The following is a 20,785-nucleotide window of genomic DNA, read 5'->3' on the forward strand; positions in this document are numbered from 1 at the left end:
CTTTCGACATAATGAACAAAATGTGAAATCTATGTGATTTTCATCACAGTTCACCATATTTACCTAATACTAGAATAGCGTTGTTCTAAAAGATTGCAACCCTTTCAGTACTTTTTATGCGATACTAGACCTATGGAAATCCATGTATTTCGTATTTTTTTAGAAAGGTGGTGTCCAAATCTTGAATCGAAAACTTTCGATGTTTTCAGCCTTCGTCACGTTTACGATGATGATCGTCTTACTGATGGGTGGGACAGTCACAAAAACGGATTCGGGAGATGGTTGCGGAACGGATTGGCCACTCTGTCACGGGGAACTCATTCCGACGAACCCAAGTGTTGAAACGATGATTGAATATAGTCACCGCGCTGTGACTGGAGTCGTTGGACTCTTAATCATTGCCTTATGTCTCTGGACGCTCGTTGCCTTCAAGGATCGATTAGACACGAAGATCTTTGCGTTTCTTGCTTTCATCTTCATGTTGATTCAATCGATCGTCGGTGCTGGAGCAGTCGTTTGGCAACAATCAGACCTCGTCATGGCGTTACATTTCGGAATCTCTTTGATTTCCTTTGCTTCGCTATTGATTTTGACACTGTTGATCATGGAGCGTCCGGGTCAGGAATTCAGGGAATCTGTCCCAGCATTCTTACGGAAGCTCTTGTACGGTCTACTCATCTATACGCTGATCGTCGTTTATACGGGTGCTTACGTACGCCACGTCGGCGCTACATATGCTTGCGTTGGTTGGCCTGTCTGTTCTCAACCGTCCATGACGTTCGAAGCGTGGGTGCAGATGATTCACCGAATCATGGCAGGATTACTGTTCCTGTTCACCTTATTCGTCCATGTCGTTGCGATTCGCTTAAAGCATCGGACGACAACGATTGGTATGGCGTTCGCGACGTTCTTCATCTCGTGCCAAGTCGCCACTGGGGCTTGGATCGTTCTTGGTGGACATGCAACGTATGTGCCGTTACTCCACGCCTTCTTGATCACATGTTACTTCGGGGTCTTATCTTACTTGACGTACCATGCATTCCGAACGCGTAAGGCAAATAGTCGTCTTCAATAAGGTCATAAAAAAGGATGTTCCTCACTTGAGGGACATCCTTTTTTCATTATTTGAATCGAGCAATCGCACGCTTTCGCGCTTCGTCATGTGCGACGATTGGTTCTGGATAGCCATAATCCTTGCGTTGCTCAGCAGTCGGTTCATGAATATACTGCTTTGATAAATCCTTGATTTCCGTTACATACTTTCGAATGAACGCTCCATCCTTATCGAACTTCTTCGATTGAGTCGTCGGATTGAAGACGCGGAAGTACGGGACGGCATCCGTTCCGACTGATGCTGCCCATTGCCAACCCCCGATGTTTGATGCCGCTTCGTAATCAACGAGTTTCTGCTGGAAATATCGTTCGCCTTTCTGCCAATCGACCAACAAGTCTTTTGTCAGGAAAGAAGCGACGATCATCCGTAGACGATTATGCATCCACCCTGTTTGATTCAATTGCCGCATCGCTGCATCAACGATCGGATAGCCCGTCTTGCCTTCACACCACGCCTTGAAGCCCTCTTCATCTTTCTCCCATTCGATTTCCCGATATTGCGTATTGACGGCTTGTCGTTTTGATTCCGGGAAATGCATTAAAATCATGTAATAGAATTCACGCCAGATGAGTTCGGTGATGAAGGTCTGTTTCCCTTTTGATTCTTTTGCCTCCTGAACAGCCGCATAGACGGTCCGAATGCTGATTTCTCCAGTCCGTAAATAGCGAGAAAGTAAACTCGTACCGTCGACAGCAGGAAAATCACGGTTCTCTTCGTAATCTTCAAGCGATTGTTCGATGAATTTCTTCAAGCGTTGTTTCGCCTGCTTTTCACCTGGATAGAAGACAGCTTCCGACTCTGCCTTTTTAAAATAAGCGTTGATGAAACTATTATCGTGCTGACGCTTTTGATAATGATCCCGCAGCGTTTGCCATTTGACTTCGTATGGTGCAGGAATGTCTTTTTTCATGAATGCATTCTTATATGGCGTGAATACTTTATAGAACTTTCCATCTTGCTTTTTAATGTCATGTGGATGAAGAAGATGCCGGTCTAGTAGTCGCTCCGTCTGACGATCTTTACGCTTTTTAATGATTTTTTCATCTCGCGTCTTAAATGGTTCGACATATTCCGCATTAAATAACAAAACGTCCGCATCACCAGTTGCGTCTAAGAAAGCCTGTTCATCGCCTTCGATGAAACGGATTGGCATCTCTTTCTCTTTGCAGGCATCAGAAAACATCTCGAGCGCTTGGAAGAAATATTGTTGCCGTGCTTCATATTCTCCGATGTAATCCGGATTGAGCCAAAAGACGAACTCGACCGCCGCCTTCGGATTTTCATTTAGTAATTCAACAGCACGTGCCAACATGTGGTTATCTTGTAATCGAAAATCACTTCGTACCCAACAAATAATGTTCAATCGTATCCTCTCCCACTACGTATTGAATGAAAAACAGGCAGCCCGCCGAGCGTGCGCCTGTTTTTCCTTGTGACCTTATACGAATTCAATCAGTAAGTCTTGACTCGCGATGGCTTCGCCTTCCTTGACGTGGACGGCTTTGATTTCACCGTCTTCCGGTGCTTGGATCGTCGTTTCCATCTTCATCGCTTCCGTGACGAGGAGTTGCTCTCCTTTACGGACACGTGTACCCGTCTCGACGAGCACCTTCAGCACGCTCCCCGGCATTGATGCACCGATTTGTTTCGCATTGCTTCGATCTGCTTTTGGACGACTTGATGAACTTTCCTTAATACTGATGTCTTTGACTTCGACTTCACGAGGAACACCGTTCATCTCATAATAGATCGTCCGCATACCATGATCGTCTGGCTGACCGATTTGAATCAACTTAAGGTAGAGTGTCTTGCCTCGTTCGATTTCAACCTCGATCGTCTCCCCTAGACGCATTCCATGGAAGAACGTATTCGTATCAAGAACAGAGATATCGCCATATCGCGCGACATACGAACTGTAGTCCATGAAGACTTTTGGATAGAGCGCGTAAGCGAGTGCATCAAATTCTGTAACGGGACGTTCAAGTTTTTCGAACAATTCATGTTTGATCGCATCAAAATTGAGTGGTTCCATCATCTTACCTGGACGTTCTGTCAGCGGAGCAGCTCCCTTGAGAATAGCCTGTTGAACGTCTTGCGGGAAACCATCTGGTGGTGTTCCGAGCTCCCCTTTCATCAGTTCGACGACTGAATCCGGGAAATCAAGTCCACTTGCACGGTGCAAGACATCCTCTTCTGTCAGATGATGTTGAACCATGAAGAGTGCCATGTCTCCAACGACTTTTGACGATGGTGTGACTTTGACGATATCGCCAAACAGCATATTGACACGCGCATACATCTCTTTGACTTCAGACCAACGATCCGCAAGTCCAACCGCTTTTGCTTGTTGCTGTAAGTTCGAATACTGTCCACCCGGCATCTCATGGTCGTAGACCGTTGGATTCGGTGCGATCATATCGAGTTCGAATGCTTGATACAGATGACGCACGTCCTGCCAATAATCCGAAATCTGTTCAAACTTCTGTGCTGATACGAGCGGTTGACGTGGATGACCACTTAAGGCATGAATCAAGCTACCACCCGCTGGCTGACTCGTCAGTCCCGACATGCTTGATGCGGCGACGTCTACGACGTCGACACCTGCATCGATCGCACGCGCATACGTATAAATCCCGTTCCCACTCGCATCGTGTGTGTGGAGATGGATCGGTAGCGATACCGCATCTTTAAGTGCTGATACGAGCGCATAGGCTGCTTCCGGTTTCAAGAGACCCGCCATATCCTTGATGGCAATGATATGAGCGCCGCTTTCTTCCAGTTGTTTCGCCAGATTGACGTAATACGGCAGGTGATATTTCGGTCGATTCGCATCGAATAGATCCCCTGTGTAACAGACAGCTGCTTCCGCGATTTTACCTGTCGGCAAGACCGCATCGATCGCAAGTTGGATTGACTCCGGGTTGTTCAAGCTATCGAAGATTCGGAAAACGTCGACTCCTGCCTGCGCCGCTTCCTTAACGAACGTGTGAATGACATTGTCCGGATAGTTTTTGTAACCAACGCCGTTCGCACCACGAAGCAACATTTGAATAAGGACATTTGGCATCTTTTCACGTAATTTCATCAGACGAACCCATGGATCCTCCGATAAGAATCGGTAGGCAACATCAAATGTCGCGCCTCCCCATGCTTCGACAGAGAACAATTCAGGTAGAAGTTTCGCTTCCGCTTCGGCGATTGCAACGAGATCCTTCGTCCGCATCCGCGTCGCAAGGAGCGACTGATGGGCGTCACGGAATGTCGTATCTGTCAACAAAACGTTTTCCTGAGCTGCCAACCATTTTGCGACGGCTTCTGGACCTTCTGCATCGAGAATCGCTTTTGCACCTGGTGTATAGTCTGTCGGGAGATTTTTCGGAATCCGGACGTCACGCGCAAGCGGCTTGTCCAATTTTCCGATTCCCGGGAATCCATTGACGGAAACCTCTCCGATGTACGTCAAAAGTTTCGTTCCCCGGTCTTGACGTTTCGGGAAAATGAATAATTCTTGTGTATCATCAATGAATGATGTGTTGTAATCCCCGCTGACGAACGCATGGTGCTTCAAGACGTTGCTCAAGAATGGAATATTTGTCTTGATCCCTCGGATTCGGAATTCACTTAAATTTCGACGCATCTTCGCGACGGCTTGGTCGTATGTCAAACCATGCGTCGAGATTTTAACAAGCAGCGAGTCATAATATGGTGAGATTTCCGCTCCAACATAAGCATTTCCACCATCGAGACGTACACCAAAACCACCTGGTGAACGATAGGCTTTAATTTTCCCTGTATCCGGCAAGAAGCCGTTTTCCGGATCTTCTGACGTGATTCGGCTTTGGATCGCAAAACCAAGCATCTTAATGTCTTCTTGTTGCGGAATACCAACGAGGTCGCTATGTAACGATTCGCCTTCAGCAACACGGATTTGTGTCTGGACGATATCAACGCCTGTGATCATCTCCGTAATCGTGTGCTCGACTTGGACACGTGGGTTGACCTCGATGAAGTAGAACGATTCATCTTGTGTCACGAGAAATTCGACCGTACCCGCATTTTCGTATCCGACATGTTTCATCAAAGTGACGGCTGCGTCACAAATCTTTTGTCGACCTTCGTCTGATAGCGTCACACACGGCGCCACTTCGACGACTTTTTGGTGACGACGCTGTACGGAACAATCACGTTCAAACAAATGAATGATGTTCCCATGGGCGTCACCGATGATTTGAACTTCGATATGTTTTGGTCGTTCAATTAATTTTTCGACGTAAATCTCATCCGAACCAAACGCTTTTAAGGCTTCAGATTTCGCACGTTCGATCATGTCTGGGAGCTCTTCTTCTGTCCGGACGACACGCATACCGCGTCCACCACCGCCAAGCGATGCTTTGACCATGAGTGGATAGCCTGCTTCTTTTGCGAACGCATATGCTTCATCAATGGATGAGATCGGACCATCCGTTCCTGGAATGACAGGAAGACCGGCCTCAATCGCTGTCGTTCGTGCCCGTACTTTATCCCCGAACTTATACAGATGCTCTTCTTGCGGTCCGATGAAGATGATTCCTTCTTCACGACAACGTTTGGCTAGCTCAATATTCTCAGAGAGGAATCCATAACCAGGATGGATTGCATCACATTCGGCTTTTTTCGCTGTTGCAATGATATCTTCAATATCGAGATAGGCTTCGATCGGTTTTTTCCCTTCTCCGATCCGGTACGCTTCATCGGCTTTATAGCGATGAAGAGAACCCATATCCTCTCGCGAATAAATGGCAACGGTACGAATACCGAGTTCTGTCGCTGCACGGAAAACGCGAATCGCGATCTCCCCGCGGTTTGCTACGAGAATCTTCTGGATTTTAGTCAACTGATGCTCCCCCTTTAGTTAATGAGCTTGTGGCACTCATCGAACGTGCAGTCCGCACTTCTTTCTGATAAGCCACTCGATATTTGTTTTGCATGGAAATGTTCGCCATTACACCAAGCATCGTACTCATGACGAGTAACGATGACCCACCGTAACTGATGAATGGCAAGGTGACGCCGGTTCCTGGAAAGAGACCAGACATCGCCGCGATATTGATACATGTCTGAATGAAGATAATACCTGAAATCCCAAGCGCAAGCATACTCGAATAAATAGAAACACACCGGTTAGCGATAATCGCCCCTTGAATCATCAAGTAGAACAGTAGACCAAGCACGACGAGGACACCGACGAATCCAAGTTCCTCCGAGATGATCGACATGATGTAGTCAGTTTCAGGTTCAGGCAAATAACCATACTTCTGAAAGCTATTCCCGAGACCTACTCCGAATAATCCCCCGTGTGCAATCGATATGACGGAGTTGATGAGCTGATATCCCTTACCTTCTGCGTCAAGGAAGGGATTCAAACTTGCCTGAATCCGTTGCATCTGATTATCCGAAAAGTTGTTCCAGGCATACATGAAGATGATTGGTACGGTGACGACACATAACATGATGTAACCACTCGGTAATCCAACTGCGAATAAAATCATCGCCGTGATGAGCAACAGAATGAACAATCCGCCGTCATCCGGTTGCATGCGAATGATGATTGCGTATGGTGCCAGTAACACAACCATCGGAATCAAAATCCAGTCCGAGAAACTAAGTAAAATTCTTCGGCCTGGAGACGTCGCTTTGATTTGACGATGGATGAAGTGGTGGACGATCCCAATCACGCCGTCCATCTTCCCTTTGTGCTTTTGATCAAAATAACTCGCAAGTCCGACGACGAGGACGAATTTACAGAGCTCGATCGGTTGAATCAAGAAGATACCGAAGTTCAGCCATGCACGAGCACCATTGAGTGGAGCCGAAAACAACGTTGCCATCAACATCAACCATGTAATCGCGTACAAGAGTAAGCGAATAACCGGTCCACGGAACACCTCATGATTTACTTGCGAAACGAAAAGGAACAAGGCGATCGCCATCGCATCAAACATCAACTGCTTCTCAAAGAAGGACGTATTCGCATAATCCCCACCGTTCCACACGCTCGCACTATAGACCATGACCGTACTGATCGCCATGAGGATGAGCATCGTAAAGAAGAGACCATAGTCAAAAAATGCTCGTTTTTCTTTAAACTTCGCTAACATATGTACACGTCCTTTTTTCATTTTCTAAAAAAAAATACCCAAACGCCGCATTTCACGTTTGAGTAGAAAATCAGCACGTCTCCGCATCATGTAAATCAGATAATTGCTGTTCAAGTGATTCGAGTAATTGTTTCCCCTCACCCGCATCAATCAGTTCAAGACGTACCGCAAAATCAATCTGACGGGATAATCCGAACATTTGTGTATCCAATACTTCCTCGTAAAGAGGACATTGTGGCATCGTTAAATTCGCAAGCTGGACCTCGATCAACCGGCGGATTTTTTGTGCATCCGCTTCTAGTAGCTCAAGAGCGCGCTGGCGATGAACTGTCTCGATTTCAGTTGACAATCCAATCCCTCCTCATCAAATGACGCGTTCCTGTTATAGCTAAACTTTACCTTACTTTCGCCAACAATTCAACGTTTCGGTATAATGGATTTGTTGGACTTACACATTTAGGGGGTAGAACAAATGATTTTTCCGATTAACGGTAAAGTACGGCATCAGTTGACGATTGATCCGACAGTCTGGATCTTTGATGAACGAAAGGTGGAAATCGAGAAAATCGGTCAACCAGCCGACACAAGTGAACAAGAAGCGTACTACGCGAAAATGGGGGCTGCGTGGGATAAAGGCATCATGGAAGGCAGTCGTACGGATCACAATCGTCCGATGACACGTGCTGAAAAAGAAGCCGCGCTTCAAGGGTCATTCGCCATGGCGCTTGCACCGTTCATCCGGAATGCCGAACTTTTACCAGATGCGATTGCCATTCGTTTTGAAGGCGAAGAAACGGTTGAACTTCCACTTGAGCAACTCGACGAAGTGTATCTGCAGTTCTCACAAGACGGCAAAGTATTAGCAGATGGACCCGTTCATCTGTTACACGGACAACGGATCGTCAAATCCGTTCATACGGTTACCGTCATATAAGGAAAACGTGGTGCGCCTGAATAGACGCACCACGTTTTTTCATAGTAAATCGGCTGCGAGGCGCGCCAAGTTCGAGCGCTCCCCTTTGACGAGTTTGACGTGTCCCGTCATCTTCTCATTTTTAAGTCGTTCTACGGCGTAGGATAAACCATTGGAATACTCATCTAGATACGGATGATCAATCTGTTGTGGATCCCCGACTAACACGATTTTCGAGTTTTCACCGACACGTGTCAAAATCGTCTTGACTTCATGTTTCGTCAAATTCTGCGCTTCATCGATGATGATGAATTGTCCCGGCATACTGCGTCCCCGGATATACGTTAAAGCTTCCAGTTGAATCGTCTTCATTCCGGCGAGAATGTTACCTAGTTCGTCTCCCGATCCCGTATTGAAAAGGTGTTCAAGGTTATCGTAGATGGGTTGCATCCACGGACGAAGCTTCTCTTCCATTTCACCCGGCAAGTAGCCGATATCGTTTCCCATCGGTACGACCGGACGAGCAACGACCAGTTTTTTATATTTATGCTCGTCTTCCACTTGCAGGAGACCAGCAGCGAGTGCAAGTAACGTTTTTCCGGTACCTGCCTTACCAACGAGTGTCACAAGTGGTACATCGTCACGTAATAATAACTCAAATGCCATCCGTTGTTGGACGTTTCGTGGAATGACGCCCCAGACTTGATCGACATCGATCGAAAGTGCCCGAATGATTGGCAGGTTCTGATCAACGACGGCGATGGCTGAAGCTTTCGACATGTTACTTTTTAAGATGACGAACTCATTCGGTTGCACTTTTTCTGGCAAGACATCCACCGAAAGCCGTTTGTCCTGATAGAAGGCATCAATATATTCCTGATCGACGGTCACTTCGATGAATCCTGTATAAAGACCGGTCAAATCAGCGATATGATCTGTCATATAATCTTCAGCGACTAATCCATACGCATACGCATCCGCTTTGACGCGGACTAAGATATCTTTTGAGACGAGAATGACATCTCGTGGGGTCGCTTCGGTTTGTTGTTCCTGATGAATCGACCACGCCAGTTCAATGATCTTATTATCGTTCGATTCATGCGTAAACGGCGAACCTTCATGAATGGAGTCCCCAATATCGACGCGAAGAATACCGCCATTTCCGAGTGGCACTCCCGCATGAAGCTGACCCGTTTCTCGTAATTGGTCTAAAATGCGAGCTGTTTCTCGTGCATTACGTCCAACCTCATCCATGTTGCGTTTTTTTCCATCTAGTTCTTCTAATACGATCGCTGGTATGACGACGTCGTGCTCCTGGAATTGGAAAAGAGAAAGTGGATCGTGAAGCATGACATTAGTATCAAGTACGTATATTTTTTTCATTCCATCGTTCGCCCCTTTAGAGTCGAGTTTGTGATGAATGTTACGCTTTTAGGATGCGATGAACGAGTTGATCCAACCGTTCAGCTGCCTGTTCATCGTATGTTTTTTCGATAGTTGGTCGTTGTGTGACCGCTGCTCCGTAAAACAAGATGTCACGTACCTCCTCAACGCGTCCCTCATAAAAAGCGAGTGGCAACGGAAGGTCTTCTTGCGGCGTAAACGCCTTGACGTCCGTACACGTTAAGCTGTACGTCGATTGATCTGCAAAAAAGATCAATGTGAAGACCGGATGTTCTCGTAATGTTTTAACGAGATGAGAATCTGCTTCGATTGTAAAACGAACCGTTTGCGAATCCGTCGCATGTACCCAACTGATTGCGTGTGTGATGGGCCAATGTTTGGATTGATCATGCGTAATCAAAAAAACAAGTGGTAATTGCGATAGTGCTTCTAGTTGATCTGAGTTGAGCTGTTGTTCAACTTTATTTGCCATGACATCACCCCCTCTACGACTTAGTGATGATATTTCGAGATATACTTCTCGTTTCCCTTTTTTACATCTGAATAATCTTCTAATATGATATACTAAGAAAAAAAGGGAGGACCTGGCATGCGAGTGAAATGTACGATTTGCGATAAGCGTGAAACGATTGATGATTGGTCCTTCACGGCGAAGCGATTACGCAATAAACCTGTTCGTGTCCACATTTGTGATGAATGTCGATCACGCATAGAAGAACGGACACTTGAACGCCACGCTTCTGGGCAATTCCATCTATACCCGACTTGGGAAACGAAACGAAAACACTGGTAAACAAAAGGTCTGCGGGGAAATTCCCTGACAGACCTTTTATTGTTCATCGATTGATACGAACGAGTCGATCATCATCTGCCGATGGATTCCCTCTTCCGTCCGTATTATTTGTAATATAGTAAATCGATGTCTCGTCAATCCAGACATCTCGAATCCGACCTTGATTTTCGACGATTGTCTTGACTTGCTTCGTCTCTAGATCGATGGTTTGTAATCGTTGTCCGACAAGTGTTGCAAAATAAAGTATATTCTCTGCCGTTGCAACTCCACTTGGTGCTACAGATTGTTCTCCTACTTCGTACCACGGCGTCACCAGTCCATCTGCTTGTTCTTTCCCTTCAATCGTCGGCCATCCATAATTCTTTTGCTCGATTCGGTTGATTTCATCATGCCCACTTTGCCCATGTTCACTTGCATACAGTTGATCATCGACGAAAACAAGTCCTTGTGGATTCCGATGACCGAGACTGTAGACATATCCTTTTTGATTCCCCTCGAACGGTTTCCCTTCAGATGTGATGCGTAAAATCTTTCCTGCCAATGAATCAATGTCTTGCGCTAGTTCGGGATTTGCTGCGTCTCCTGCTGTGACGTAGAGTGCGCCCTCAGGTCCCCACTCCAGTCGTCCCCCGTTATGAATCGTCGCTCCGGGAATATCATCGAGTAAGACACGTTCTTCCGTCCACTGATCACCCTCTTCTTTTATCGCAATGACGCGATTCGTCGCTTGTCCTTGTTTGGCGTACGTATGGTAGACGTATGCTGTCTGATTGTCCTTAAAATCAGGATCAAGTACCATCCCAAGCAATCCACCTTCTCCTTCAGCGAGGACATCCTCTTTCAGCTGAAGGCGCATCCGTTCATAATCATCTTTTTCTCCTTTGACAATCGTTCCTTCTCGTTCCGTGATGTAAAATACCTCTCCTTCTCGGACAATATTCCACGGAGCGTTTAGTTCTTTAAATACGACACCTTCTTGTGCTTGAGATGATTGCGTCGCTTCTTGATCACCTGAATCCTGTTGATTGTTTTCTTGTGTCGTCTGATTCGTTTCCTCTGTTGACGATTCTTCTGACGTTTGTGTACAACCCATCAGAATACCCGCTAACAGGAGGGGTGATATGACATACTTGATCTTCAATGTTTTCTCCCCCTTTTAGTATTCTAGTTCCCGCTACGCTTTAAATCATGCATCTGAATTGGCTCAAAAAAAGAACGAACCTCCGAAGAGATTCGTTCTTTTGATTCATGACATGCTTCCGTCAAGAAGCTGTCCGTTCACGTTCACGCTTGACCATCCACATCCGGAAGCGATAAATACCAAGTACGAAGACCATCGCTAAGAGTACTTCAGGAATCGGCCATGTCCAGAAGACAAGCGTCAATGCTGCCGAGAAGACGGCGAGCAAGAGATAGACGATCAGTGATTTCCACCATGCTAGTTCCTTAGCAAATCCTAACTTAAAGACGACAAGTGTCAAGATGACGACAGTGATCATTAAAGGATAAAATCCCGCTTCGATGTTATTCGGATCACTTCCGATACCGAGAAGTTTCGCGATGAACGGAATATCGTATTTCGAGAAATCAGAAGCAACGGCAGCTTGTGCATTCATTGCCAGTCCCCCTATTCGTTCAAGACTTAATCTTTACCTAGACGACGACGTTTTTCTTGCTTTTCACGTTCGTTCTTATTCAAGACTTGTTTACGGAGACGAACCGATTGTGGTGTGATTTCACAGTACTCATCTTCGTTCAAGAATGTCAACGACTCTTCAAGTGAGAAGACACGTGGACGTTTAAGAACGTTCGTTGAATCTTTTGCAGATGCACGCATGTTCGTTAATTGTTTTGCTTTAACGACGTTGACAGCGAGATCGACATCACGGTTACATTCGCCGATGATCATACCTTCGTATACTTCAATACCAGGCTCGATGAAGATCGTTCCGCGGTCTTCAAGAGCTGAGATCGCGTAAGCAGTTGCTTTACCTGTTTCGATCGAGACCATAACTCCACTACGACGTCCACCAATATCCGCTTGGATGAACGGACGGTATTCTTCGAATGTGTGGTTCATGATTCCGTATCCGCGTGTAGCAGAAAGGAATTCGTTACGGTAACCGATCAAACCACGTGAAGGAACGATGAATTCCATTTTTGTTTGACCGTTGTCCATTGTTTGCATGTTCGTCAATTCACCTTTGCGGAGACCGATCGATTCCATGACAGAACCTGTGTACTCTTCTGGTGTATCGATGACGACGCGTTCGAATGGCTCGACTTTGACGCCTTCTTCTTCTTTGATGATTACTTGCGGTTTCGATACTTGAATTTCGTATCCTTCACGGCGCATGTTTTCGATCAAGATCCCGAGGTGAAGTTCCCCACGACCAGAAACGATCCAGCGGTCCGGTGAGTCTGTGTTTTCGATGCGAAGTGAAACGTCTGTTTCGAGTTCTTTTTCAAGACGCTCTTCGATTTTACGTGAAGTAACGAGATCCCCTTCACGACCAGCGAATGGCGAGTTGTTGACGATGAATGTCATTTGAAGCGTTGGCTCATCGATACGTAATAATGGGAGTGGATCAACGTGTGAAGTCGGGCAAACCGTCTCACCGACGTTGATATCTTCCATACCAGCGATCGCAATCAAATCTCCAGCTTTTGCTGTTTCGATTTCGACACGTTTTAGGCCGAAGTAACCGAACAACTTCGTAACACGGAAGTTCTTCGTTGAACCATCAAGTTTTGAAAGCGAAACGCTATCACCAACTTTGATTTCTCCACGGAAGACACGACCGACACCGATCCGTCCGAGGTAGTTATCATAGTCAAGCATCGTCACTTGGAACTGAAGCGGCTCCATTGTGTTATCGACAGGCGCTGGTGTGTGCTCAAGAATTAAATCAAGAACGTTTGTGATTGTATCTTCTTGTTTCTCTAATTCAGGTTCAAATGAACTTGAGCCGTTGACTGCCGATGCATAAACGACTGGGAATTCGAGTTGATCTTCGTCAGCTCCGAGGTCGATCAAGAGATCAACGACTTCGTCGACGACTTCAAGAGGACGGACCATCGGTTTGTCAATTTTGTTGACGACGACGATTGGTTGAAGTCCTTGCTCGAGTGCTTTTTTCAAAACGAAACGTGTTTGTGGCATACAGCCTTCACGTGCATCGACAACGAGGATAACGCCATCAACCATACGCATGATCCGCTCAACTTCTCCACCGAAATCGGCGTGTCCTGGCGTATCAACGATGTTGATGCGTGTGTTCTTGTAATCAATTGCAGTGTTTTTCGCAAGAATCGTGATTCCACGTTCCCGCTCGATGTCATTTGAGTCCATTGCGCGTTCTTCGACTTGTTCGTTCGTACGGAACGTACCAGACTGTTTTAAAAGCTCATCGACTAATGTTGTTTTACCATGGTCAACGTGGGCGATGATCGCAACGTTGCGTAAATCATTTCGTACTAATGTTGTCATAGGTGTGTACCTCTTTCTATTCATTTAAATAAATCTTATCATACTTTCGGTCAACTTTAAGAGTATAGCACAGGTAGAGTCCTAATTGGCAATGACTAAGATTCGACATCAGTCCGAAAGCCTTTTCATTATCCTTCATTCACGCTACACTGTTAACGTACTCACGGGTAGAGGGGGAAAAGAACATGCGCCTGCTATTTTTATTACTCGCCATGCTTGCCGTAGGATCCATGGCAGCCATCGGCATCTTCATCGCGGAACAAAACGTCCCGATGACGATCGCCTCTGTCATCTTGATGATTGTTACGATGGGTGCTGGGTTCGTCTTAAAAGCACGTTTACGAAAACAAGCATGAGCAAAAAGGTTCCTTTCGTTCAAGACGAAAGAAACCTTTTTTCAATCCTCTTGTGTTTGTACGAATGTCAACACATCTTCAACGAACGTCTGGCTCCCTGCTAGCACACTCGTTTGTTCGAGAAATGACATCGATTCACCTGTGATCGTTCCGACACGCCCACCGACCTCTTCAATCAACAACTGACCGGCTGCGTAATCCCAAGGCATATTACGCATTGTGATATACCCGTCAACACGCCCTGCAGCTGTCCATGCGAGTTCGAGTGATGCTGCACCGATTGCTCGTACACCTACCGCGTGTCGTACGAGTGGTGCAAGACGATCCGTATTGATTCGACGATTTGGTGTCACCCAGGTCGCGTTCATACAGATGATTGCTTCTTTAACACTCCGCTCCTCGATTTGTGGTAATCGTATGCCGTTTTGATAAGCACCATGCCCTTTGATGACATGGAACAACTCGTCCGCCATGACATCGTAGACGAATCCATAGCGTAACTCACCATCCACCATAATCGCGATCGAGATGGCAAACATTCGTTTTTGACGGATAAAGTTCATCGTTCCATCAATCGGATCAACGAACCAGATCGTGCCTTCGAGTGTATCAGGTCGAGCGATTCGCCCTTCTTCCCCATAAATATGATGATTCGGATAGCGATCTAAAATACCTTGAATCAATAAATCCTCGACGGCTTGATCAATCTCTGTCACTAAATCGCTTTTTCCGGTTTTTTGTTCGACGTGATACGAACCATCAATTTTTTCGCGAATGTACTTTCCCGCTCGTTTGATCAAATCTATCGCATCCAACTCAATCTGCATTTGAGTTCACTCCTTCATCGTTGTTTCCAGCTTCTTCTATAGTAACAAAAAAAAAACCAGCGAACAGTTCGCTGGTTGAAGAGTTGATATTTTATTATAAGGTAGAGATTGGAACGTTGAAATCAAGCTTCAAGACGTACCATCTCTTGACGATATTTTTCGAGGCGCTCTTTACTTGCGCCAACAGCTTCTGCGTCACTTGCCACCATCGCATCGTGTAATGTAGCAAGCTCATAATCGATTTCGAGACGCAATACAGGAATGCGTTTTTCTGCATCTTTTCTCTTGTATGCTTCTATCACTTGTTTCACAGTAACCACACTCCTTCGCGGGATAAACAGAGGTTTAATTTGTCAGACAATTGCGACTTATTAGTGGATTGAATCTATAATAGTACGATTCAACTTAGATGTAAAGCATCTAATTTTAAAAAATACAGTTTCACATATTTGTAAGGCCAACGTCTTGTATGTAGTATATAGCCGCTTCCTTTCCACTTTAAACAAATGTTGATCATTTCCCGCACATTTCCAGTCGGATTAAAAGATAAGACTCCTACGCGATCGCATAGGAGTCTTATCTTCATGATCCAATTATTTCTTCATACGAACAATCGGTTCTTCCTGACGTTTTGCTTGTTGCATCGTCCGATAACTCGAGCAACCGGTCTCTTCCATATAAAACTGATCCCACTGTTTTTCCTCGGATTTCGAGGTGACGATTTGCTTGAATTCACGATACGCTTCGAGCAACCGTTGTCGTTCAACACCTGTCTCATACGCTTGCTCGACTAAATTAAAGAAGTCGATGACTTTCACGATTTCTTCAGTCGACCAATCGGAATTGAGCGGATAATTCAATGCCATCATTCCCACTTCCTTTCTGCACTTTTCTATTTTACACGGAAAAGAAGCATAAAACAGTTGCAACCGTCCGAAAACTTGTTATAGTTAGCTTGTTTGATTGTATTTTTATTCGGTTTTAAGGGGGGAAATCTGGTGCAAACAAAAAGCTTAACACAGCTCGATACACCTTTATTCGATGCGCTACTCGCGCATGCGAAACGTCAACCAATTCAATTTCATATTCCCGGTCATAAAAATGGTCAGGGAATGGATCCAGCCTTTCGATCGTTCATCGGTCAGAATGCGCTCGATATCGATTTAATCAATATCGCTCCCCTTGATGATCTCCATCATCCAAAGGCAATCATTAAGGAAGCTCATCAATTGGCAGCTCAAGCCTTCCACGCCGACGAAACGTTCTTTTCCGTACAAGGAACTTCAACGGCCATCATGGCGATGATCATGAGTGTCGTCGGACCTGATGATAAAATTCTCGTTCCTCGGAACGTGCATAAATCGGTGATGTCAGCTATCGTTCTTTCTGGTGCGCATCCGATTTTCATTCACCCTGAATTCGATGAGACATTCGGAATCGCGCACGGCATCACACCAAGCGCGGTAGAACGTGCCCTTGCACTTCATCCCGATACAAAAGCAGTACTCGTCATCAACCCGACCTATTTCGGCGTTGCTGGTGACTTAGAAAGCATCGTCAAGCTTTCCCATAGTAAAGGTATTCCGGTACTCGTCGACGAAGCACACGGCGTCCATATCGCCTTCCACGAAGATATGCCGTTGTCTGCGATGCAAGCAGGAGCTGATCTTGCCGCAACCAGCGTGCATAAACTCGGTGGCTCACTTACAGGAAGCTCTGTCCTGAACGTTCGTCGCGGACTTGTCTCTCCAGATAAAGTTCAAGCAGTGCTCTCGATGTTGACGACGACATCGACATCTTACCTGTTGCTCGCTTCTCTTGACTGCGCTCGGCGTCATCTTGCGATCAACGGTGAAGCGATGAATCGTCGGGCACTTGAACTTGCGACACGGATGCGCTTTGGATTAGCGAAGCTTCCTTATCTCGCTGTTTTCGGTGAATCCGATCTTCATTCGAGTGCGACGTTCGCCTTTGATCCAACGAAAGTGCTTGTTTCCGTCAAAGGGCTTGGCATTTCTGGTCACCTCGTCGAAGAGTTCTTACGTGAAGAACACCGGATCGAAGTTGAACTTTCTGATTTGAACAACATTCTCGTCATCATCACGTCTGGCGACTCAGAAGAGACGATTGATGCCTTTTTACATGCGATGTCATTACTTGTCGCACGTTATCAAAATAATGCCGCCGAGACGACTGATCATTCGATTGTTCTTCCAGACATCCCAGCGCTCGCTCTCAGTCCTCGTGATGCATTCTATGAAGAGACAGAGACGATTCCGTTGATCGATGCGGTTGGGCGGATTTCGGCTGAATTCATGATGGTATATCCACCTGGTATTCCTATCTTCATCCCAGGCGAAATGATCACGGCAGACAACCTTGCCTATATTAAAGAAAACATCGAAGCCGGTCTTCCGGTTCAAGGTCTTGAAGATCATTCGCTTGAGACGATCAAAGTCATTCAACAATCGAATGCGATTCGGTGAAGACAAGATAAAGCAGTAATCCTTAGTTAATGAGGATTACTGCTTTTTTTGTCATTTCATTCTGCGTACTCATCGTTTGGTGAACAAGGAATGAATGCTGCGAGTGCTTCACCGATTACTTCGACATCCTCTCGTTCAATCGCAAATGTACGAATTAAGACATCTCCATTCAACACATCCTGTTGATCGAGTAACGCTGACTGACCACCGGTTAAACTGACGACAAGTACTTTCCCGAAGAATTGTCCCGTACAGACGACAGCAAAATCATAGCGGGCGAGTGCAGTCGTCCAGCCGACAAAACGAACCTTATCCATTTCCGATACGTAATACAGCTCCTCTAAGGTAGTCACGGATTCCATGTGCGTCCACCCTCTCCGATTTTTACTTTTTCTTTTCCTTTTTTGTATCAAGACCAAACAAAAAACACCTCATACACGGTCGGCTCCCCGTGTATGAGGTGTTTCGAAATTATTTAATGATGTGGATTGGGCTACCGATTGCAACTTCAGCAGTTTCCATTGCGATTTCACCGAGTGATGGGTGCGCGTGGATTGTGAGTGCGATATCTTCAGCTGTCATACCAGACTCGATTGCGAGTCCCATTTCAGCGATCATATCAGATGCGCCTGTACCAGCGATTTGCGCGCCGATCAAGAGACCATCTGATTTACGAGTGATCATTTTCAAGAAGCCGTCTGGCTCGTTGAGTGCAAGTGCACGACCATTCGCAGCGTAAGGGAATTTAGACGCGATGTAGTCGAGTCCTTCTTCTTTCGCTTGTGCTTCCGTGTAACCGACAGTAGCGAGTTCTGGGTCTGTGAAGACGACCGCTGGAATCGCGCTGTAGTCGAGGTATGCAGGGTGTCCTGCAGCTGCTTCAGCAGCAATTTTAGCTTCGAATGAAGCTTTGTGTGCAAGTGGTGGTCCTGGAACGATATCACCGATTGCGTAGATGTTTTCGTTTGAAGTACGGCACTGATCGTCGATTTCGACAAGACCACGGTCGCTGACTTTGACTTCTGCCATTTCAAGACCAAGATCACCAGTGTTCGGACGGCGACCGACAGTGACGAGGACGTAGTCCGCTTCAACTGTTTGTGCTTCACCGTTGACTTCGAATGTTACTTTAACGCCATCTTCCGACTCTTCCACACTTTGAGCAAGTGCTTCGTTGTGGATTGTGATGTTACCTTTTTGTTTGAGCTTTTTCTTAACGACTTGCGTCATAGCAGGCTCGAAACCAGAAAGGATGTCTTTTGTTCCTTCAAGAATGACGACTTCTGTATCGAAGTTCGCATACGCTGTACCAAGCTCCATCCCGATATATCCACCACCGATGACGATGAGTTTTTTCGGGATTTCAGGAAGGTTCAATGCGCCTGTTGAAGAAAGAACGCGTTTTGACCATTTGAAAGCTGGAAGTTCGATTGGAGTCGAACCTGTCGCGATGATACATTTCTTGAATTTGTAAGGAGTCGAAGAATCTTCGTTGATGATACGGACTGTATCTTCTGATTGGAAGTAAGCTTCCCCAACGACAGTCTCGACTTTGTTCCCTTTAAGAAGACCACTAACGCCGCCAGTCAATTTGTTGACGACAGATTGTTTCCAAGATTGAACTTTCGAGAAATCGACAGTTGCATTCTCAGAAGTGATCCCCATATCGCTTGAACCTTTAGCATGCTGGAAGTTATGACCTGCAGTGATCAAGGCTTTTGATGGGATACATCCAACGTTTAAGCAAACACCACCGACGTTTTCACGTTCAACGATTGTTACTTTCATACCGAGTTGCGCGCCGCGGATTGCAGCAACGTAACCACCAGGGCCAGCCCCGATTACGAGTAAATCTGTTTCTTGTGCGAATTCACCTACTACCATTGCTTATCCCTCCATGATGAGAAGTTGTGGGTCGTTCAATAGGCGTTTAACTAAGTTAAGCGCGTTTTGTGCAGTTGCACCATCGATGAGACGGTGGTCGAAGCTGAATGAAAGTGCAAGAACTGGTGCAGCAACGATTTCGCCGTTTTTAACGACTGCTTTTTCAGCGATACGGCCGATACCGAGGATTGCAACTTCTGGGTGGTTGATGACTGGTGTGAACCACTGACCGCCAGCAGAACCGATGTTAGTGATCGTGATTGATCCGCCTTTCATCTCTTCGCCAGAAAGTTTACCTTCGCGTGCTTTACCAGCAAGGTCGTTGATGTCGTCAGCGAGTGAGAAGATCGATTTACGATCTGCATCTTTAACGACTGGTACGACAAGACCGTTGTCTGTATCTGCAGCGATACCGATGTTGAAGTAGTTTTTGTAGACGATTTCTTCGTTTACATCGTCGATTGATGCGTTGATTGCTGGGTATTTTTTAGCAGCAGCAGTCAATGCTTTTACGACGAACGGAAGGTAAGTCAATTTCGTACCTTGAGCAGCCGCAACTTCTTTGAAGTTTTTACGGAGTGCTACGAGGTTCGTAACATCGACTTCGTCCATGAGTGTTACGTGTGGAGCTGTATGTTTCGAGTTAACCATTGCTTTCGAAATCGCTTTACGGATTCCTTTGATTTTCTCGCGTGTTTCAAGTTCAGGTTGAGCAGCAACGTATGGCTTAACTTCTGTTTTTGGTGCAGAAGCAGCTGCAGCTGGTGCTTTTTCTTCTGTTGCTGGTGCTTCAGAAGTTTGACCACCGTTTGCGAATGCATCGATGTCTTCTTTGACGACACGACCGTTGTCTCCAGAACCTTGGACTTCACGGATGTCGACACCTTTTTCACGTGCATATTTACGGACAGATGGCATCGCGATGACGCGTTCTGATTTATGGATTTGAACCTCGTTTGGTTTGTCTTCCACTTTTTGATCCGTATCTTGAACGTCTTTCGCGTTGTCTTCAGCTTTTGGTTGCTCTGCTTCTTCAGAAGGAGCAGAACCTTCGCCTTCGACTTCGAAAGTGATGAGGACGTCGCCAACGACAGCTACGACACCTTCGTCAACTTTAACTTCTTTAACAGTACCATCAACTGGTGATGGGATTTCAACGACTGCTTTATCGTTTTGTACTTCAAGAAGAACGTCGTCTTCCTTGACAGTGTCGCCCGCTTTTACGAACCACTTTACGATTTCACCTTCATGAATACCCTCACCGATATCCGGCAATTTGAATTCAAATAAACCCATTTGAATATGCCTCCTTTTAGTTCACTCTTCTAGTCGATTGTTATCTGTAAAAACGGAAGCAAGGAGAGAATGGACCCCTCTCCTT

At 46.0% G+C, this 20,785-nt stretch carries 20 protein-coding genes; 5 read left to right on the plus strand and 15 right to left on the minus strand.

Annotated features, from left to right (window positions below):
- The first annotated feature begins 181 nt into the window (after positions 1–181).
- Complete coding sequence (locus EXW93_RS10645; RefSeq protein ID WP_023468831.1) at positions 182–1,075, plus strand: COX15/CtaA family protein; 894 nt, start codon at positions 182–184, stop codon at positions 1,073–1,075.
- A gap of 46 nt (positions 1,076–1,121) precedes the next feature.
- Here the strand turns inward: EXW93_RS10645 and EXW93_RS10650 are convergent, their stop codons facing one another.
- From EXW93_RS10650 to EXW93_RS10665, 4 genes are all read right to left on the minus strand, one after another.
- A complete protein-coding gene (locus EXW93_RS10650) occupies positions 1,122–2,477 on the minus strand; it encodes a cryptochrome/photolyase family protein (RefSeq protein WP_023468832.1) in 1,356 nt (451 codons plus the stop codon).
- 75 nt (positions 2,478–2,552) lie between these two features.
- On the minus strand, positions 2,553–5,987 hold the full coding sequence (locus EXW93_RS10655; RefSeq protein ID WP_035396703.1) for a pyruvate carboxylase: 3,435 nt from the start codon (positions 5,985–5,987) through the stop codon (positions 2,553–2,555).
- Positions 5,980–7,251, minus strand: coding sequence for an FtsW/RodA/SpoVE family cell cycle protein (locus EXW93_RS10660; protein ID WP_035396702.1), 1,272 nt, complete (start codon positions 7,249–7,251; stop codon positions 5,980–5,982). The genes EXW93_RS10655 and EXW93_RS10660 overlap by 8 nt, the downstream gene beginning before the upstream one ends.
- A gap of 70 nt (positions 7,252–7,321) precedes the next feature.
- A complete protein-coding gene (locus EXW93_RS10665) occupies positions 7,322–7,600 on the minus strand; it encodes an Fpa/YlaN family protein (RefSeq protein ID WP_023468835.1) in 279 nt (92 codons plus the stop codon).
- A gap of 123 nt (positions 7,601–7,723) precedes the next feature.
- Between EXW93_RS10665 and EXW93_RS10670 the strand changes: the two genes are divergently transcribed.
- Positions 7,724–8,185, plus strand: coding sequence for a hypothetical protein (locus tag EXW93_RS10670; protein WP_023468836.1), 462 nt, complete (start codon positions 7,724–7,726; stop codon positions 8,183–8,185).
- A 39-nt stretch (positions 8,186–8,224) separates the two neighbouring features.
- On the opposite strand, the gene EXW93_RS10675 is transcribed toward EXW93_RS10670, so the two are convergent.
- Entirely contained in the window at positions 8,225–9,547 is a 1,323-nt protein-coding gene (locus EXW93_RS10675) for a PhoH family protein (RefSeq protein ID WP_174316448.1), read from the minus strand.
- 40 nt (positions 9,548–9,587) lie between these two features.
- A complete protein-coding gene (locus tag EXW93_RS10680) occupies positions 9,588–10,040 on the minus strand; it encodes a PNPOx family protein (protein WP_023468838.1) in 453 nt (150 codons plus the stop codon).
- Between the two features lie 117 nt (positions 10,041–10,157).
- Between EXW93_RS10680 and EXW93_RS10685 the strand changes: the two genes are divergently transcribed.
- A complete protein-coding gene (locus EXW93_RS10685) occupies positions 10,158–10,361 on the plus strand; it encodes a YlaI family protein (RefSeq protein ID WP_023468839.1) in 204 nt (67 codons plus the stop codon).
- 43 nt (positions 10,362–10,404) lie between these two features.
- Here the strand turns inward: EXW93_RS10685 and EXW93_RS10690 are convergent, their stop codons facing one another.
- The 3 genes from EXW93_RS10690 to typA all read right to left on the minus strand — a co-directional run bounded on the left by EXW93_RS10690 (position 10,405) and on the right by typA (position 13,851).
- Complete coding sequence (locus EXW93_RS10690) at positions 10,405–11,502, minus strand: PQQ-dependent sugar dehydrogenase (RefSeq protein WP_023468840.1); 1,098 nt, start codon at positions 11,500–11,502, stop codon at positions 10,405–10,407.
- A gap of 121 nt (positions 11,503–11,623) precedes the next feature.
- Positions 11,624–11,977, minus strand: coding sequence for a YlaH-like family protein (locus tag EXW93_RS10695; RefSeq protein WP_023468841.1), 354 nt, complete (start codon positions 11,975–11,977; stop codon positions 11,624–11,626).
- Positions 11,978–12,003: 26 nt separating this feature from the next.
- Positions 12,004–13,851, minus strand: coding sequence for a translational GTPase TypA (gene typA, locus EXW93_RS10700; RefSeq protein WP_023468842.1), 1,848 nt, complete (start codon positions 13,849–13,851; stop codon positions 12,004–12,006).
- Positions 13,852–14,036: 185 nt separating this feature from the next.
- Here typA and EXW93_RS10705 point away from each other — a divergent pair, with 185 nt between their 5' ends.
- The gene (locus EXW93_RS10705; protein ID WP_158581850.1) at positions 14,037–14,207 is read left to right on the plus strand and encodes a DUF5325 family protein; all 171 of its coding nucleotides are present in this window, start codon (positions 14,037–14,039) and stop codon (positions 14,205–14,207) included.
- A gap of 41 nt (positions 14,208–14,248) precedes the next feature.
- On the opposite strand, the gene EXW93_RS10710 is transcribed toward EXW93_RS10705, so the two are convergent.
- The 3 genes from EXW93_RS10710 to EXW93_RS10720 form a co-directional block, all read right to left on the minus strand.
- The gene (locus tag EXW93_RS10710) at positions 14,249–15,034 is read right to left on the minus strand and encodes an inositol monophosphatase family protein (RefSeq protein ID WP_035396699.1); all 786 of its coding nucleotides are present in this window, start codon (positions 15,032–15,034) and stop codon (positions 14,249–14,251) included.
- A gap of 122 nt (positions 15,035–15,156) precedes the next feature.
- Entirely contained in the window at positions 15,157–15,345 is a 189-nt protein-coding gene (locus EXW93_RS10715; RefSeq protein WP_023468845.1) for a hypothetical protein, read from the minus strand.
- Positions 15,346–15,627: 282 nt separating this feature from the next.
- Positions 15,628–15,900 carry a UPF0223 family protein gene (locus EXW93_RS10720; RefSeq protein ID WP_023468846.1) on the minus strand — a complete coding sequence of 91 codons (273 nt, stop codon included), beginning with the start codon at positions 15,898–15,900 and terminating at the stop codon, positions 15,628–15,630.
- 132 nt (positions 15,901–16,032) lie between these two features.
- On the opposite strand from EXW93_RS10720, the gene EXW93_RS10725 reads away from it, so the two are divergent.
- Positions 16,033–17,520, plus strand: a complete 1,488-nt coding sequence (locus tag EXW93_RS10725) for an aminotransferase class I/II-fold pyridoxal phosphate-dependent enzyme (RefSeq protein WP_035396697.1) — start codon at positions 16,033–16,035, stop codon at positions 17,518–17,520.
- Positions 17,521–17,576: 56 nt separating this feature from the next.
- On the opposite strand, the gene EXW93_RS10730 is transcribed toward EXW93_RS10725, so the two are convergent.
- From EXW93_RS10730 to EXW93_RS10740, 3 genes are all read right to left on the minus strand, one after another.
- Entirely contained in the window at positions 17,577–17,882 is a 306-nt protein-coding gene (locus tag EXW93_RS10730) for an SAV0927 family protein (RefSeq protein WP_023468848.1), read from the minus strand.
- Between the two features lie 109 nt (positions 17,883–17,991).
- Entirely contained in the window at positions 17,992–19,404 is a 1,413-nt protein-coding gene (lpdA, locus tag EXW93_RS10735; RefSeq protein WP_029342176.1) for a dihydrolipoyl dehydrogenase, read from the minus strand.
- Between the two features lie 3 nt (positions 19,405–19,407).
- On the minus strand, positions 19,408–20,700 hold the full coding sequence (locus EXW93_RS10740) for a dihydrolipoamide acetyltransferase family protein (protein WP_023468850.1): 1,293 nt from the start codon (positions 20,698–20,700) through the stop codon (positions 19,408–19,410).
- Between the last annotated feature and the right edge of the window lie 85 nt (positions 20,701–20,785).

The organism is Exiguobacterium sp. JMULE1, from assembly GCF_013337175.1.
GTDB classification, from domain to species: Bacteria; Bacillota; Bacilli; order Exiguobacteriales; family Exiguobacteriaceae; genus Exiguobacterium_A; species Exiguobacterium_A indicum.

Coding starts and splice junctions, on each gene's coding strand:
- EXW93_RS10660 (WP_035396702.1), bottom strand. CDS start 7,251: ATGTTAGCGAAGTTTAAAGAAAAACGAGCATTTTTTGACTATGGTCTC.
- EXW93_RS10670 (WP_023468836.1), top strand. CDS start 7,724: ATGATTTTTCCGATTAACGGTAAAGTACGGCATCAGTTGACGATTGAT.
- EXW93_RS10675 (WP_174316448.1), bottom strand. CDS start 9,547: ATGAAAAAAATATACGTACTTGATACTAATGTCATGCTTCACGATCCA.
- EXW93_RS10680 (WP_023468838.1), bottom strand. CDS start 10,040: ATGGCAAATAAAGTTGAACAACAGCTCAACTCAGATCAACTAGAAGCA.
- EXW93_RS10685 (WP_023468839.1), top strand. CDS start 10,158: ATGCGAGTGAAATGTACGATTTGCGATAAGCGTGAAACGATTGATGAT.
- EXW93_RS10695 (WP_023468841.1), bottom strand. CDS start 11,977: ATGAATGCACAAGCTGCCGTTGCTTCTGATTTCTCGAAATACGATATT.
- typA (WP_023468842.1), bottom strand. CDS start 13,851: ATGACAACATTAGTACGAAATGATTTACGCAACGTTGCGATCATCGCC.
- EXW93_RS10705 (WP_158581850.1), top strand. CDS start 14,037: ATGCGCCTGCTATTTTTATTACTCGCCATGCTTGCCGTAGGATCCATG.
- EXW93_RS10710 (WP_035396699.1), bottom strand. CDS start 15,034: ATGCAGATTGAGTTGGATGCGATAGATTTGATCAAACGAGCGGGAAAG.
- EXW93_RS10720 (WP_023468846.1), bottom strand. CDS start 15,900: ATGGCATTGAATTATCCGCTCAATTCCGATTGGTCGACTGAAGAAATC.
- EXW93_RS10730 (WP_023468848.1), bottom strand. CDS start 17,882: ATGGAATCCGTGACTACCTTAGAGGAGCTGTATTACGTATCGGAAATG.
- lpdA (WP_029342176.1), bottom strand. CDS start 19,404: ATGGTAGTAGGTGAATTCGCACAAGAAACAGATTTACTCGTAATCGGG.
- EXW93_RS10740 (WP_023468850.1), bottom strand. CDS start 20,700: ATGGGTTTATTTGAATTCAAATTGCCGGATATCGGTGAGGGTATTCAT.